Origin of the sequence: Alkalicoccobacillus gibsonii (genome assembly GCF_016798245.1) — a bacterium.
Taxonomy (GTDB): domain Bacteria; phylum Bacillota; class Bacilli; order Bacillales; family Bacillaceae_D; genus Alkalicoccobacillus; species Alkalicoccobacillus gibsonii.
Map to the genome: position 1 here is coordinate 449,502 of NZ_JAEUZA010000003.1, position 14,411 is coordinate 463,912.

18 protein-coding genes and 1 pseudogene are annotated in these 14,411 nt (G+C 39.0%); 17 read left to right on the top strand and 2 right to left on the bottom strand.

What is annotated here, in order from left to right; genetic code table 11:
• The first annotated feature begins 176 nt into the window (after positions 1 to 176).
• From xis to JNO66_RS13870, 6 genes and pseudogenes are all read left to right on the top strand, one after another.
• Positions 177 to 359 carry an ICEBs1 excisionase gene (gene xis, locus JNO66_RS13845; protein WP_203089008.1) on the top strand — a complete coding sequence of 61 codons (183 nt, stop codon included), beginning with the start codon at positions 177 to 179 and terminating at the stop codon, positions 357 to 359.
• Entirely contained in the window at positions 360 to 605 is a 246-nt protein-coding gene (locus JNO66_RS13850) for a hypothetical protein (RefSeq protein WP_203089009.1), read from the top strand.
• A 389-nt stretch (positions 606 to 994) separates the two neighbouring features.
• Positions 995 to 1,390, top strand: a complete 396-nt coding sequence (locus JNO66_RS13855) for a DUF961 family protein (protein ID WP_203089010.1) — start codon at positions 995 to 997, stop codon at positions 1,388 to 1,390.
• Positions 1,391 to 1,502: 112 nt separating this feature from the next.
• Complete coding sequence (locus JNO66_RS13860; protein ID WP_203089011.1) at positions 1,503 to 1,688, top strand: hypothetical protein; 186 nt, start codon at positions 1,503 to 1,505, stop codon at positions 1,686 to 1,688.
• A gap of 29 nt (positions 1,689 to 1,717) precedes the next feature.
• On the top strand, positions 1,718 to 3,172 hold the full coding sequence (locus JNO66_RS13865; RefSeq protein ID WP_246483282.1) for an FtsK/SpoIIIE domain-containing protein: 1,455 nt from the start codon (positions 1,718 to 1,720) through the stop codon (positions 3,170 to 3,172).
• Positions 3,173 to 3,212: 40 nt separating this feature from the next.
• Positions 3,213 to 4,234: pseudogene (locus JNO66_RS13870) on the top strand (replication initiation factor domain-containing protein).
• A gap of 244 nt (positions 4,235 to 4,478) precedes the next feature.
• On the opposite strand, the gene JNO66_RS13875 reads toward JNO66_RS13870, so the two are convergent.
• A complete protein-coding gene (locus JNO66_RS13875) occupies positions 4,479 to 4,835 on the bottom strand; it encodes a VOC family protein (RefSeq protein WP_203089012.1) in 357 nt (118 codons plus the stop codon).
• Between the two features lie 113 nt (positions 4,836 to 4,948).
• Entirely contained in the window at positions 4,949 to 5,128 is a 180-nt protein-coding gene (locus JNO66_RS13880) for a hypothetical protein (protein ID WP_203089013.1), read from the bottom strand.
• Between the two features lie 105 nt (positions 5,129 to 5,233).
• Between JNO66_RS13880 and JNO66_RS13885 the strand changes: the two genes are divergently transcribed.
• Genes JNO66_RS13885 through JNO66_RS13935 form a run of 11 tightly spaced genes read left to right on the top strand, consistent with a single transcriptional unit; the run spans position 5,234 to position 14,403 of the window.
• A complete protein-coding gene (locus JNO66_RS13885; RefSeq protein WP_203089015.1) occupies positions 5,234 to 5,428 on the top strand; it encodes a hypothetical protein in 195 nt (64 codons plus the stop codon).
• Complete coding sequence (locus JNO66_RS13890) at positions 5,425 to 5,697, top strand: hypothetical protein (protein ID WP_203089017.1); 273 nt, start codon at positions 5,425 to 5,427, stop codon at positions 5,695 to 5,697. Before JNO66_RS13885 ends, JNO66_RS13890 begins: the two co-directional genes overlap by 4 nt.
• 22 nt (positions 5,698 to 5,719) lie before the next feature.
• Positions 5,720 to 6,013: a hypothetical protein gene (locus tag JNO66_RS13895; RefSeq protein WP_203089019.1), complete on the top strand. Its 294-nt coding sequence runs from the start codon at positions 5,720 to 5,722 to the stop codon at positions 6,011 to 6,013.
• Positions 6,014 to 6,044: 31 nt separating this feature from the next.
• Entirely contained in the window at positions 6,045 to 6,326 is a 282-nt protein-coding gene (locus JNO66_RS13900; protein WP_203089370.1) for a hypothetical protein, read from the top strand.
• Between the two features lie 4 nt (positions 6,327 to 6,330).
• Positions 6,331 to 7,374, top strand: a complete 1,044-nt coding sequence (locus JNO66_RS13905; RefSeq protein ID WP_203089021.1) for a conjugal transfer protein — start codon at positions 6,331 to 6,333, stop codon at positions 7,372 to 7,374.
• 19 nt (positions 7,375 to 7,393) lie between these two features.
• Positions 7,394 to 7,657 carry a hypothetical protein gene (locus JNO66_RS13910; protein ID WP_203089023.1) on the top strand — a complete coding sequence of 88 codons (264 nt, stop codon included), beginning with the start codon at positions 7,394 to 7,396 and terminating at the stop codon, positions 7,655 to 7,657.
• Between the two features lie 14 nt (positions 7,658 to 7,671).
• A complete protein-coding gene (locus tag JNO66_RS13915; protein ID WP_203089025.1) occupies positions 7,672 to 8,193 on the top strand; it encodes a conjugal transfer protein in 522 nt (173 codons plus the stop codon).
• Positions 8,183 to 10,576, top strand: a complete 2,394-nt coding sequence (locus tag JNO66_RS13920; protein WP_273753687.1) for an ATP-binding protein — start codon at positions 8,183 to 8,185, stop codon at positions 10,574 to 10,576. The genes JNO66_RS13915 and JNO66_RS13920 overlap by 11 nt, the downstream gene beginning before the upstream one ends.
• Positions 10,577 to 10,596: 20 nt before the next feature.
• On the top strand, positions 10,597 to 10,923 hold the full coding sequence (locus tag JNO66_RS13925; RefSeq protein WP_203089027.1) for an STIV orfB116 family protein: 327 nt from the start codon (positions 10,597 to 10,599) through the stop codon (positions 10,921 to 10,923).
• A gap of 14 nt (positions 10,924 to 10,937) precedes the next feature.
• Positions 10,938 to 13,331, top strand: a complete 2,394-nt coding sequence (locus JNO66_RS13930; protein ID WP_203089029.1) for a CD3337/EF1877 family mobilome membrane protein — start codon at positions 10,938 to 10,940, stop codon at positions 13,329 to 13,331.
• Positions 13,332 to 13,374: 43 nt separating this feature from the next.
• A complete protein-coding gene (locus tag JNO66_RS13935; protein ID WP_203089031.1) occupies positions 13,375 to 14,403 on the top strand; it encodes a lysozyme family protein in 1,029 nt (342 codons plus the stop codon).
• Positions 14,404 to 14,411: the final 8 nt, after the last annotated feature.

Below are 14,411 nucleotides of genomic sequence, written 5' to 3' on the forward strand. Positions count from 1 at the left end.
TTATTATTATTTTATCAACTGATACAGGAAATATCTTTATAATATCCATAAAGAAAATAAAATATAAGTACACTAAAAAGATTTTTAATATACTATTTGTATATTTTTATTGACATGTACTTTAAGTTAATTTAATATGAGTATAAGCAATTAAACTTTATAAAGAGGTGATTTAAATGAGTGAGTTTTTAACACCTAAAGATGTTCAAGAGATTCTACATGTAAAGGAAGCAAAAGCTTACGAAGTGATTAGGCAATTAAATAGAGAATTAAAACAAGAAGGGTATATGGTTATCAGAGGAAAAGTGAGTAAGTCTAAGTTTGAAGAAAGATATGTTTATAAAGGTAAGGTGGGTTAAATGCAGTTTGTTGAGATGCAGACATTGATGCAAGAAGCTATCCCGCTTGCGAAAAAGATGGAAGGTGACTGGCAAGCAAGAATGAAACTGGCCTTACATAGTGTGAAGATAAACCACTATATGAAACAGCCTATTTCAAAGAAAGTCATTCATAAATTGCTTGAACATGGTGTCTCATACAGAAGAATTTCAAAGAACTATAAGCTAGGAAGAAAAGAAATATCAGTATTTGAGGGTGAACATTGAGTGTGAAGATAAACCACTTATAGGAGAGCTTAAATACCAGGAAGGGTTGAGAGTACCTTGATAATTACATATAGAAAGAAAGCGCACCTGACAAAGTCAGATACGCCCTAATAAAACTGTGGAAAGTTTATTATAGCGTACTCTACTTAAAATGTCACGTTCGTGAGTATTAAGTGGACACAGCTAACACTTGTTAAAATGCTGTAGCAGGAACGAATATTCGTGCTGATGGTCATAGCTTTGACCTACTAGGTCGCAAAGAAGGCGACTGATAAGCGCCATGATGGATACAGAACCGGAGCGATTTTTCTTTTTATAGATTGAGTTGAACTGTTGAAAATGGACGAAGAGAAAACACAAAACTAATTTAACGAAAAGAGGAATTGTATATGAATTTAAAAGCAGGAATTAAACCGGATCAGACAGAGACATTTGGAACGCTAGTGTTTATGGGGTTAGCAAGAGAAAGAATGTATTATGACCGTGAAAAAGGTGAACGCACAGATAAGTTGGAATCGAGAATCTATAATTTGGGTTCAAGTATTCAACAGGGGCAGATTGAAGTCACGCTACCTGATTATATTGATCTAAAAGAATATGATTTCATGAGTGAAGTTGAACTGGTTCACCCTAGAATCACAGCAAGAGCCCAAGTGAACGGAACCTTTGCAAACATCATCTATACTATTGTTGCGGAGGATATTAAACCATTGGGACAAAAAGGCTTCGATAAGAAAACACAGGACAACAAAGAACCAGTTGGAGCAGGGGCAGATAAGAAATAATTAAAGCAAAGCGTACTAGATTATTAATTTAGTACGCTTTCTTTTAATTGGAAAACGATTGACCTCGTTCATGTTAGGGAAGGGAATTATAAAAGCCTAATAGGAGGTCAATATGAGTAGACGTCTAAAAAGAGCATTACAATACTCACTAATGTTTGCTGTAATGATGACAATAGTTGGATTTGTTTTAGGTGGTGAATTTTATTGGCAGGGCGTTATCGGTTCTACACTAGGAGGTTTCATCAGTGGTTACTTCATATATCCATACTTTGAGCGTAAGAAGGATAAAGCAATGTAGAATCTATCAAATTCTGATAGGAGGTAGTAATGGGTTTTCGAGATCGGCTTTGGAAGTACCGAGGGCATAGAATCTTACCTCATATGAAAAATGGTGTACGAAATGCCATATTAATGGTGTTCATTCCTATTTTCCTTTTAGGCATGTATGTTAATTTTCGTAATACTTTTCCTATCATTGATTGGTTAGAAATTCACCAGTACCAAGTGTTTACTCAACTAAGTGAATGGAATTGGCTATTGATTGCTAGAGGGACAGGAGTATCAATTTTAATTGGATTAGTAGCTGTGGTCATTGCTTATCTGCTGTTTCATGAGAAATATAAAAGCATATGGCATAGACAGAAGATTACACGTATGTTCTTTTCTAATCGCTTTGTAGAGGAACAGCGGGTTCAAACAGAATCGCAATGGTCAGAGAAGCAGGTGAGTAAAAATAAAATCACTTACTTTCCAAGAGCCTATTATAAGAAAAAGAAAGGTCATATCTATATCAGAATTGCGATGGATATGAGCCGATTTCAAGACCGTTATCTAAACCTAGGGAAGGATTTAGAGAGTGGTCTTTTTTGTGATCTCGTAGACCGAGAAGTGGAAGAAAACTTCGTGGTATTCAAGCTGTTGTATGACGCTAGTAAGAAGCGGATTCCAATACAAGAAGTGATTGTTCAGAACGGGTCTATGAAGTTGATGGATGGCGTTTATTGGTCGTTTGATAAACTTCCACACATGCTGATTGCAGGTGGAACAGGTGGAGGGAAGACTTACTTTATCTTAACGATTATACAAGCGGTGCTTAAATCAGATGCAGAGATTAAAATACTTGATCCGAAAAATGCTGATTTAGCTGACTTAGAAGCGGTATTGCCAAAAGGTACAGTCTTTTCAAAGTCTACAGGGATTCTTATGACGCTTAGAAAGTCAGTCGAAGGAATGATGAAACGATCCGAGGACATGAAAAACATGCCTGAGTATCGAACGGGTGAAAACTATGCTTATTTAGGCTTACCACCTGTATTTATTTTCTTTGATGAATATGTCGCATTCATGGATTTGTTAGAACACACTGAAAGACAACAAGCCATGGGATACATGAAACAACTCGTCATGCTTGGTCGGCAGATGGGTTATTTTTTAGTGCTTGGAGCGCAACGACCTGATGCTAAGTATCTAGCCGATGGGATACGTGACCAGTTTAATTTCCGAGTGACGTTAGGCAGAATGTCGGAGACAGGTTACGGGATGATGTTTGGTGATTCGGATAAAACCTTTATTAATAAGAGTGTTAAAGGGCGTGGCTATGCGGATAGTGGTACATCCACCATTATGGAGTTTTACAGTCCATTTGTACCGAAGGGGTATGATTTCATGAAGGAGATCGAGCAAGCGTCTGTTGGAGAGGTTGGCGCGTCGGCGGCGGCAGTCGCCAGTGGCAACGTAGCGACAGCCTCGGAAACAAGCGTAGGGAATGAGCGCAGCGAGTGACCTACTAAACTAACCCCCCCTAGCTAACAGGGGGGTAGTAATTAAAAACAAGAAACAGAGGTGAACGGTGTGGAACATGAATTAACCGCTATGATGGATTACGTAAGAGTATCTTTCAAAACACATAATGTTGATTTGATTCTTGAAAAGGTTGTTCATCTAAAGAAAGCGTATATGCAGGAATTAGAATCAGGCTTTTATGGCTACATTGGGACGTTTCAACTCGATCAAATTAAAGTCTTCTACTCGAAGCCAGGAGATAGCCGAGGAATATTAGTCGAAATGTCAGGTAAAGGGTGCAGGCAATTTGAAACATTCTTAAAGGCTCGGAACAAAACATGGTTCGATTTCTTTCAAGACTGCTTGAATTTGAATGGTAAATTCAGTCGAGTTGATATTGCGATCGATGATCGGAAGACTTATTTCACGGTCCCTCATTTGCTTGAGAAGGTTCAACGTGGCGAAGCCATATCAAGGTTTAGGAAATCAGATTTTAATGGTTCTGTTAGTATAAAGGATGGTTCAAACGGAGGAACAACTCTATATTTTGGCTCGAAAAAGTCAGAAACGTACCTTTGTTTCTACGAGAAAAACTATGAACAAGCTGAAAAATACGATCTACCCATTGAGGATATGGACGACTGGAATCGCTATGAACTACGGATGAAAAACGAACGGGCGCAAAAAGCCATTCTCTCTTTGATGAAAACCAATCAGTTTTTGGATATCGCAATGCAAGTCGTGAATAACTATATTCGGTTTGCGGATAAGGATGAAGAGAAACCACGTTCCAAATGGGAAACGAGCCAATTTTGGCAAGACTTTATTGGTGACTTTGGGCGTTTAAGCTTGTTAATGAGTCCCGAGGAAGAATTTTATGAAAAGACCAAGCGTTGGTTAGGCAATTCATGTGCGCCATCTATGAAAATGGTACTTGAAGCGGATCAAGTGTTAGGTACAAATCAGCTATCAGATATGGTGACCAATGCCGAAATGACCAAGAAACAAGAAAAAATGCTTGATGTGTGGTTGGGTGAAGTTAAAGATATGGTACACGCCTAAGCCAAGGCTCTGTATATCGTATCTGTCAACGGTAAATGTCTGACTGAAACAGAGTGAAAGGAATTTAAGGAGTTGATAGAGTATCGGAAGTACACCCTCTTGGCCTAACAAAAAAACACTTTTTTTTGTTCGCCTACCGGCTAGGGTAGCCCCCAAGATTGGGGGATGGGGGATGACTTAACCCTTGGTCAAGCTAAATTAGCTTGCAGGTTTGGACAGCGTCCGAGGTCTTAGATTCTTAAATTTAAATTGTCTCATAAAAGTCTATGGCATTGTTATCTAAGTCAATCATCGTAAAACTCTTCTCTCCCCAATCTTTATTAGAAAGTTTACCGTTTGGATGGATAACATTATGAATTTCTAATTGCTTATAGAGTTTATCGATTCCTTTGACTTCTATACGACAACTATTTGCAATTAACTGTTCAACTCCATCGACAGGTGTCCATCTAAAAAGGTGAAGCTCAACTTTTCCAGAAGAAACAATCGCATAATCAGTATCAGCGTGTATCAATGTAAAGTTTAAAGTTCTTTTGTAAAAGTCGCAGCTTTGATTAATATTACTTACTGGAAGCCTAGGTATTGCGTGAATCATTTTCATGGTTTACACCTCTTTTAATTGATCATTGTCTTAGAATTTTATTACGATTTTTTCTAGGATAAAATATCTAAATGAAAAGAAAGAAAAATAAAAAAAACAGGCGGTCACCTGTTTTAAACTGTAGGTTCAATAATTTCATGAACCGTCCACTGTAAGTCTTCTACGGTGTTTCTGTTTAGCTTTTTAGCTAAATTTGTAGCGTCAGAGATATGGATGAAGTTTTTATCCAATTGACTGCTTGAGTCCTTTAACGTCTCTGTTAAACCGTGGATATTTCTTATCAAAGTGAACATACAGTCAACTCCTCTTCTAACTCTGAATTAGCTTTTCTTTGATTGTCTCATGTAAATGAGCAAATAGATACTCACTTAGAAAAATAAATTTGGGAGGTTGAAAGCATGTTAAGGACTTTAATAACGAGTATTTTATTGGTTAGTTTCCTCATTGGCACTTCGTTTATTGCTTTTACAGTCATGATGATTTCGATTGAACAACAAGTTCTTATCGGCGGGATTATCAGTCTAATTATGATCTTTATTGTGTCCAGTATTTGTACCTCAAGTATTGTACGGATTAAAAGGAGTGTGATATGAGTTTTATAGACGTTGTAAATGAATCCGTATTGAACGAATTGCTAATCAGGAAAAACATTCAACGTCAATGGGAACCGATCTTTGATCAGTTGGCTGAATTTACACGCCACACTGAAATAGGAGAATTAGTACACGTACATTTGAGTGAATTCAGTCGAGAGACAGAAGGGAGTTATGATTTCTACTTCATTGTACTGGAATTGAAAGAGGGTGGCGTGATTGAATTGTACTTTCAGAACTATTTAGTCGAGCATTTTCCAAGAAACTAAATCGTAAAGGGATGATTACTGTATGAATAATGTTATTTTATTAAACCGTTCAAATTTAGAGGATCAATTGGACAATCAAGGAATGTTAGAAGTGGCAGAACAGTTGATTGAGCGAATGAAAGAACACGTTCAATATATCGCTAAAGGTGTCTATGAACAATTTGTGGTTGATGTGAAGATGGTTGTGGATAACGTGGTGAAAAACATTACTGCACACTTTATCGTTCATGAAGATGAAGACGCTCAATATCAGGAAGAATCTGACGGACTAAAATATATACTGTTCCAAGACGTAACCACTACTGATAAAGGATAGTGGTATTTTTATGCTCACAAAATACAAAACCATGGATGAACACTTTTTAGCATTGGGTTTCACAGTCGGTAAAGGATCAGTGGTCTATGTGAAGGAGTTAAGCCATTTGACGATGTTAGTCGTTGAGGGAGAACGAAAAAGAGGGTATGCCACGTATCGGTATACCTTCTATAAAATGTCGTATTTACCGAATGGTGACCGTAAACATGAAAAGGTCTATCTTAAAGATGCTTCTCCTAAGAAGGTGTTACAAAAGGTAACATCTTTTTTGATGTACATTAACAAAATACCTGATGAAACAGAAAGTAGGTGACTGTATGAAACTCTTTAATCGATTTAAGAATCGAACGAAACAAATTAAAGTACCTAAAAAGCGAAAAAGTCCTATGAAAAAAGACCATTCAAAACGAACAGCATTAGCTGTATGGTCAATGCTTTCGACGATTGTCATCTTTTCAATTCTCACCGTCATGTTATCTGTGAATACTCGGTCAGGACTGAATACAACGAATGCGATGTTAAATCAAGAGAATGTAGAAGTAGAGGAAATCATGTCGCAGCCGTTAGCCGAACAATTTCTATCAGGGTTCGTTCCAACCTATATTAACGTGACGAATACGAATGAAGCGATCGAGGAACGCAAACAGAACTTAAGAGAATACATGGTTCAGTCTGAATCCTTCCAGAATGAACGAAATGAATTTTATCAATTGTCGGGTATTCAAGGAGATCGAGTGTTAAAAAGTTATTCTCTTTTTGATGTACAAGATGAACAAGAAAATGAAGCCTTGTTTCAATACAAGGTGACGTTCACAAATCGCATTCACCATGAAAAAGAAGTGGAAATTGAACAAGAGGAAAAGGACGATGAAGACGAGGAAGATAGAGAACCTGAAACCGAAATAGTGACAGAAACAGAGGAAACGGATCAAACCTTACTATTAAGCATTCCTGTTCAATCGCAAGAAAATCAGTTTGCCGTATCAGGTGTGCCGTACTTCTCCGAAGTACCAACCGTGAAAGGAGTGATTGAACAGGAAGAAGTAGAAAGAGCCGAAGCCTATACAGGGGAAGACACTGAACCAATTCATACGTTTTTAAACACCTTCTTTACTCGGTATGCGTCCGAGCCGAAAGAGGAATTAGCGTACATGATGAAAGAGCCGATGAGTTTGAATGGAGCGTTTGAATTAGATGAACTAACAGATACCCATATCGTTGAACAAGAAGAAGGTTATCAGGTATTCGTGACAGTCTTGTTTAGAGGTGTAGAAACGAACATTCCACACGTGGTGAATATGGAATTAGACCTCCAACGTCATGAAGGCAATTTCTTTATTGAAACCTTGCAATACCAATAAAAAAACAGGAGTGATTGAAATGAAATTAACGGAACTAGTTGTATTAGCGAACTCAAATGTACCAGACGAATTACCAACATTAAACGTAGTTGAGAATTGGGGATTGACGGTTATTCTTCAACTGATTAGTTTACTCGTCTTCTTCATGGTGGCGAAACACTTTGCCCGCTTTAAATTTGGTGGAATTGTCATGACCATGATTCTTGGTGGGGTTGTTACTTTTGTGGTTCAAAACTGGTCAAGAGTGAGTGCATGGGTGCAAGCCTTTATTGATACATTCTAAGGAGTGTGAACGACATGAGATACGTATTTAATTACCGAAAAGCCATGAGAGAACCGAAACAGGTTCAACAGCTAACAAAAGAATATAGCTTACCTGTTGCCTTTCAGTTGATTCATGTAATCAACTTTTTTTTATTCTTCTTTATCGTCCTAGGATTAGGCTTACTCATTCGCATGGGATTCCCCCATGCGTTTGGGAAAAGCTTTCTCGTTTTCTTAATTGGTATCCCTATCGGGTTAACCGTTTTAGTGACCAAAATTAAACCCGAAGGGAAAAACCTTTATCTCTACTTTTTAGATGTTGCACGATACTATCTGCAAATTAAGTTACCAAAGAAGCGGTTCTGTCAAGATCATGAAGTGCAATGGATGGACGAACCGCAAACATTTAAACCCTGTGTAAAGGTGGTGCAATCACATTATGAGTATGTTAAAAACACCGATGAAGACGCTACGGAAGAACTTACTGTTGACGAAAACGGGCGACGTGTGGGGGTATTATCGAGTCAAGAGTCAATCCATTCCCATGCAAAATAAGAAAGTCGTCAATCGCTATAAGAAGAACTGGAAAGCCTACTTTGAAGAAGTAACAGAGTATAAAGATGTTCACTTGATGATGTATCCACAAGATTATCAATTAGAAGAAAAATTTGATGATCTGAATGATGATCTAGCAGACGATTCCAAAGAAATGGCAATGTACTACACCGAAGAAACCCAGCGCATGTTGAATCAGCGATTAGGCAATGTTACGAAAAATGATTTTATTATAGGCGTGCGCTTACGGTCTGATTTGGTGAATGTGGACGCTGATTTAAAAGAGAATATGATGTCCATGTTTTCAACGGCGACAGACACGATTATCAATTTATTAGGGTGGGAACAGGACGTATCCGAATCCTTTTTTAATCAATTTAAAGAAGCCGAAGAAGCGATGGCAAACGTAATGATGATAGTAGGGGGCGTGAGACTGTCCGAAGAAGAATTGATCTATGTGAATCGATATAATTTTATCCGAGGAATCGACCATCAGGTCGATGAAGAAATGGACAAAACAAGTGTGAATGCCATTACGGATGCATTGATTGATCCAACCTCTACGGGTGTTTTAAAACTGAATGGTGAATTTGATGAAGCCTATGCGTCCTTTGTAGTTGTCGACGAATTTCGACATAACATGGCAGAGAGTGAATTGTTTTATGAAGCACAAACGCTTCCCTTTCCAGTAGAAGTGCAAATGAAAATTCAAGCCGAAGGTAAATCAAAAACGAAGATGGATTTAAACATGAAGAATCAACAACTAAAAGAAACGAGTAATGAACAGAATCAGGTGGGAGAAGAAACCGATTCATCCGTTAGTACCAGTGCATATCTAGTCAAGCATTTAAGGGATGAAATTAAGAATGATGATGTGAACATGATGAACTGGTTATCTGTGATTGTCGTTACAGGGGAGAGTAAAAAAGAATGTAAGAACCGAGCAAAATTAGTGATCCGTCACATGAAGTCAGCAGGAATTACGTGCCGATTACCTGTAGCCGATCAACTCCCCTTATTCTATAAATTTCTACCAGGGGAGCGACTGGACGCAACGAGCCGAAATTGGATACAGAAGACGACACAAGATGGATTAGCCGAAGGGTTATTCGGGGTCACAGCAGACATCGGTTCAAAAGTTGGCTTCTTCATCGGATGGATCGATCCATTCGCCAAACATACGGATTTATCGAGTGCCATTCATTCAAGCCGTTTTCCTGTCCTCTACCACATGTTTCTAGCGAATCAACAATTAAGAGGATCAAAAACACGGTCGCCACATGTACTCATTACTGGTGATACAGGAACAGGGAAGTCGTTTCTTGCGAAACTACTATTCTTATATGTGAGTATGCTAAATGTGCGCTCACTTTACATTGATCCAAAGAAGGAGTTAAGAAAGTGGATTAATAAGGTGATGAAAAATCGGCAAGTACAAAAAGACTATCCTTTATTTGCGGAACATCTTGAAAGGTTTCACTTCACGACGTTGGATTCAGAGAATGAAGAGAATTGGGGATCGCTTGATCCGATTGTCTTCCTTCCACCTATGCAAGCCAAAGAAATGGTACAGGTCATCTTCTCCCAAGTCTATGATTTTAAAGGGAAAGACGATATTCATACAGCGTTTCTACAAGCGATAGCCAAAGTAATAGAACGAAGACAACAAGAAGAACAGGTTGGATCAATGCAGATCATCGAACTCATGAGAGAGCATGAAGAACCGATTGTTCAGAAAGCAGGTGACTTTCTTCATGAGGTCGTGGCTGATAGTATTCTAAAATTATGTGTTCATGATGGATCGAATGAAGCGTTGTCGCTGACAGATCGCATTAATATCATCGAGGTTGAACACTTGGATTTACCTGACGCAACCGATCCGATAGAAAGCTATACCAACTCACAATTAAAATCGAGTGCGGTCATGTTTGCGCTTGGTAAGTTTTGTGAGTTATTCGGTATGGATAAAAGTGAACGAACGATTGAATTTATTGATGAAGCATGGGTCTTTACATCAAGTAAGCAAGGGAAGAAAGTCGAGAAACAAATGAGACGAGTAGGAAGAAGTTATGAAAATGCGCTTGTATTGATTACTCAAACAACAAAGGACGCATTGAGTGAAGAAGAATCAGGGAACTTCGGTGTAGCGTTCGCTTTTGATGAACCAAATGAGCGAGAAGACGTATTGAAATGGATGAACATGGAGCCGAGTGAGGAAAACGTGGAAATGATGGATAACATGTTTCAAGGACAATGCCTATTTAAAGATTACTACGGACGCACAGCGAAAATCAGCATTGAATGTTTGTTTGAAGAATGGCAGGGCGCATTAGAGACGGTCGAAGAATCGAAAGTAGCCGTGGCCGAGGAAAAATATCTATAGAAATGAGGTGGATCAAGCAGATGAAGTTGGCAATTTTAAATTCAATGGTTGTGACCAATCAAGGATACTATAAAGCGGAAAAGATCACGCTGCTTGAAGCGAGGAAAATCATGTTTGAACATGAAACGGATTATGAGAGTTATGTAGGGCATGAAGCATCTTCGCGAGTGTTAGAGGAATTACTCGGCTTCCCTGTACCTGTGAATCGGATTCGATTCAAGCAAAATCGGTTTCAACGTGCCATTTGTTTTAAGCTATATGACCGTTATCAAGAATATCAGAGATTGAGTAAAGAGGAATTACACCATGTGAAATATGACTTTTATCTCCTGACACGGATCGATTAGAAAGGAGGGGTAATGTGAAACGAAAACTACTATTGTTAGGGGTGGCGATATTGCTCCCCCTTTTTCTTGTGTTCGCAACGTTAGGTGTAACGTATGCCGAAGATGAAGAAGAACCACCGCAAGGATCAGAAAACATGTCCGATGTGACTATCGAAGAAAAAGGGGGCGTGGAGTTAGACATCAAGCGTTTCCCGTTAAATCGATACTTTGCGAATAATGAAGATCGTAGCCATACTTTACGGGGCGCATTCGTTGGCTTTGCGAACCTAAGTTTCACCATTGGTACATTCGTTGTTGAAACGGTCGATAAATCAATGGAAATCATGTATTCACTTGAACCGATTGAACGATTTGCTGATCTATTAACGGGCGTAACCTCTACGGTTTATGACACGTTACAGACCTACTTCGGAGAACTGTTTTTCATTATTGCCATTGGCTATATGATTTACTTGTGCATTGTGAGAGGGAGCGTAAAGGAAGCAATCAGACGATTTATTTTGCTGCTTCTCGTCTTAGTTGTCGGTGGGTACTGGATGATGAATGCAGGATATCTTCTTAAGAGCATGAATGCCGTATCCGTTGAAGCACAAGGCTATCTATTGGAAGCAGGGAACGGCATGATTACCATTGCCAACGGTGATGGCGTATATGCCGATACAGAAAACATTGACGAAGAAGATCGTTTGAATGGGACAGTATCCGTCATGCGAAATATCTATTTTGATTTAGCGGTGAAGAAACCTTATCTCATTGCGAATTATGGTACGACAAGCGAAAATGCGGTTAATAATCATGATGCTGATCCCTCCGAACTTCCGGGTGATGAACAATATAATCGAGTGGATCGTATGTTAGCTTTTGAGTTAACCAGTGATGGAATGAAGGATCGAGATGCTTATGTAAAGGGTGAAATTAATAAGTTAAACAATGATAACTTAGGATCAGGAAATGTGTTCTCTCAATTAGGGATATCGCTACTCGTTTTAGTCGGTGCGTTAGGTATAGGAATTCCATTCTTTCTATTACCTTTCTTAAATCTTATTTTAGAGATACTTGCCTTAGCGTTAACCTTTGCCCTACCATTTGCCTTTATCATGGCGTATATCCCGTCCTTCGCTAATTCGGGATTTAAAGCCATCGGGAAACTTGCGAGTGTATTTTTAATCAAAGCGTTGCTTGGTATACTCGTACTTTTTGTCTATCTTCTATGTTTCATCGTGGATACCCTTTTACCACCGAATGGTTTTGCGATGTATTTAGTGAATCTATTTTCTATGATTATTCTCTTTTTCTTTATGATTCGAAAACGTGATTCGCTTGTTAATTTTATCACGGCTGGTAAGGTTCAATCGGTTGATAATAACATGGTAAAGAATGTTCAACGTGATGTGGTGAATCCTGCATTACAGCCATTGCAGTCAAAGATGGCAGGATTACGTTTAGCTTCCTCTAGGCACACGGGACAAGAAGCGTCGTCGCCTTCTTCCAGTGTGAATGCGCCAAGCGCAACAAGGGAACAGGCAACCGCAACAGGTATGAAAGGCGTGGCAAAAGAGGATCGCACCGCACAGACAAAAGATCATCAGGAAACACCAACATCAGGAAGTACAGCATTTGTAAAAACAAACAACGAACGTACACCACAACAGGCGAGGCAAACAAGAGCCGAGCGGAAGAAAGAACAGAAGGAGGAAAAACGTAAAGCGAAACAAGAGCAAGATCAACAACAACACGCTTTAGCCCCTATGTCAGATAAAGAAAAGATTGACCGCCGAGCCACAAAGAAGAATACACAAACACCACATACAGCACGAAGTAAACAACAGTCGAAGGATGATCGAAAAGGCTTACAAGCACAGGAACAACAAGGACGAAAAGCAAATACCGTTACAAACTTAGAGGATCATAAGGCGTTGCGTACTGTACAAAAAGGAGATTCGTCTCATAAACAACCATCAAAAGAAACGAAACAAGACAGAACAAGTCAAAATCATCAAAGCGTATTGAAGCCGAAGGAACGTGAGACCAAATCACCTACTCAAAAAGAGGTAAAATCGAAGGGAATACGTACAAAGCATATAGAAGAATCGTTACAATCGAAAGAAAGAGAATCTAAACCTTCGGTTCAAACGTTTTCTAATCCTTCACAAGCGAGAACAACCACTAATCATTCTATTAATCAATCACAAATAACTAAGCAAAATAAAGGACTTCAACCGAAGCAGGGTCAAACGAAACAACCTTCTCAATCTGTTAAAAAAGAAACAGGCTCTAAGGGAGTTTCTCAACATGAGAAGCGAACCAATGCCATATCAAAAAATGAAAGGAAACAAAATCAAGAACGTACACATCAAGAATTACACGCCATTGAAAAAGACGAAGACCGCCATAGTAGGAGAGGATAGGACATCTTAGGATGTCCTTTTTTTATAGGAAAGGAGAAGTGACATGAAAAAACTAGGTTGCCTGTTCCTGATACCCGTTGTCGGTATGGGTCTATTGTTTTTAGGAATTATGATGACCGTTACTGGTGAGAATGATTCAAGTGTAAACGAAGATATAAGAGATGAAGAATTCATGTATGAAGGTGACTACCGGTTTAATGGTGTTAGTCCTGAGATTGAACGGTATCGACCTTTCTTTGAAAAATACGCCAAGGAAAATGGGATCGAAGATCACACCGAAATCTTAATGGCAATGACCATGCAGGAAAGTGGAGGAAGACTGGCGGACGTTATGCAGAGTTCAGAAAGTCTAGGGTTGCCTGTGAATACGATCACTGATCCCGAAGAATCGATTCAGCAAGGGGTTTACTATTTTTCAACTGTTTTAGAATCAGCGGGCGGTGATACAAAACTAGCGTTACAAAGTTACAACATGGGGCACGGCTTTATTGATTATGCGAACAAATATAATAACGGAGAGTATAGTCAAGCTTTAGCACAGCAATTTTCCGATCATATGAAACAACGCCTAGGGTGGAATGTCTATGGCGATCCCAATTACATTGATAATGTATACAGATATTTAGATACGAATGAACCTGATTATGTAGGGGAAGGAAATTCTGAATGGACGCTGCCATTAAAAGAGATACGCATAACGAGTGAGTTCGGTCCACGTACACACCCTATCACAGGGGAAGTCAATTCGTTTCATGGTGGGTTAGATTTTGGGTGTACACCATCTGACGATATTTTGAGTGTGAAAGATGGCAAGGTCGTTGAAGCGATTCATAGTAACATCGGATACGGAAATTATGTCACGGTGAAGCATGGTGACAATGAGTTTAGTCGGTACGCTCACTTAACATCGATTGGCGTACGAAATGGTCAATCTGTAAATCAAGGCGATTCCGTTGGGACATGTGGGACAACAGGATCAAGTACAGGGAATCATCTTCATTTAGAACATATGACTGAATTAGGACAACCGCATAACGCAAAAAAAGATCCACGAAAAACACTTGGATTATAGGAGGTACA

Bases quoted from the DNA above. Each gene is read 5' to 3' on its own strand.
- JNO66_RS13850 (WP_203089009.1), top strand. From the start codon at position 360: ATGCAGTTTGTTGAGATGCAGACATTGATGCAAGAAGCTATCCCGCTT.
- JNO66_RS13890 (WP_203089017.1), top strand. From the start codon at position 5,425: ATGAGTTTTATAGACGTTGTAAATGAATCCGTATTGAACGAATTGCTA.
- JNO66_RS13855 (WP_203089010.1), top strand. From the start codon at position 995: ATGAATTTAAAAGCAGGAATTAAACCGGATCAGACAGAGACATTTGGA.
- JNO66_RS13915 (WP_203089025.1), top strand. From the start codon at position 7,672: ATGAGATACGTATTTAATTACCGAAAAGCCATGAGAGAACCGAAACAG.
- JNO66_RS13875 (WP_203089012.1), bottom strand. From the start codon at position 4,835: ATGAAAATGATTCACGCAATACCTAGGCTTCCAGTAAGTAATATTAAT.
- xis (WP_203089008.1), top strand. From the start codon at position 177: ATGAGTGAGTTTTTAACACCTAAAGATGTTCAAGAGATTCTACATGTA.
- JNO66_RS13895 (WP_203089019.1), top strand. From the start codon at position 5,720: ATGAATAATGTTATTTTATTAAACCGTTCAAATTTAGAGGATCAATTG.
- JNO66_RS13925 (WP_203089027.1), top strand. From the start codon at position 10,597: ATGAAGTTGGCAATTTTAAATTCAATGGTTGTGACCAATCAAGGATAC.
- JNO66_RS13885 (WP_203089015.1), top strand. From the start codon at position 5,234: ATGTTAAGGACTTTAATAACGAGTATTTTATTGGTTAGTTTCCTCATT.
- JNO66_RS13865 (WP_246483282.1), top strand. From the start codon at position 1,718: ATGGGTTTTCGAGATCGGCTTTGGAAGTACCGAGGGCATAGAATCTTA.
- JNO66_RS13935 (WP_203089031.1), top strand. From the start codon at position 13,375: ATGAAAAAACTAGGTTGCCTGTTCCTGATACCCGTTGTCGGTATGGGT.
- JNO66_RS13910 (WP_203089023.1), top strand. From the start codon at position 7,394: ATGAAATTAACGGAACTAGTTGTATTAGCGAACTCAAATGTACCAGAC.
- JNO66_RS13900 (WP_203089370.1), top strand. From the start codon at position 6,045: ATGGATGAACACTTTTTAGCATTGGGTTTCACAGTCGGTAAAGGATCA.
- JNO66_RS13880 (WP_203089013.1), bottom strand. From the start codon at position 5,128: ATGTTCACTTTGATAAGAAATATCCACGGTTTAACAGAGACGTTAAAG.
- JNO66_RS13905 (WP_203089021.1), top strand. From the start codon at position 6,331: ATGAAACTCTTTAATCGATTTAAGAATCGAACGAAACAAATTAAAGTA.
- JNO66_RS13920 (WP_273753687.1), top strand. From the start codon at position 8,183: ATGCAAAATAAGAAAGTCGTCAATCGCTATAAGAAGAACTGGAAAGCC.
- JNO66_RS13860 (WP_203089011.1), top strand. From the start codon at position 1,503: ATGAGTAGACGTCTAAAAAGAGCATTACAATACTCACTAATGTTTGCT.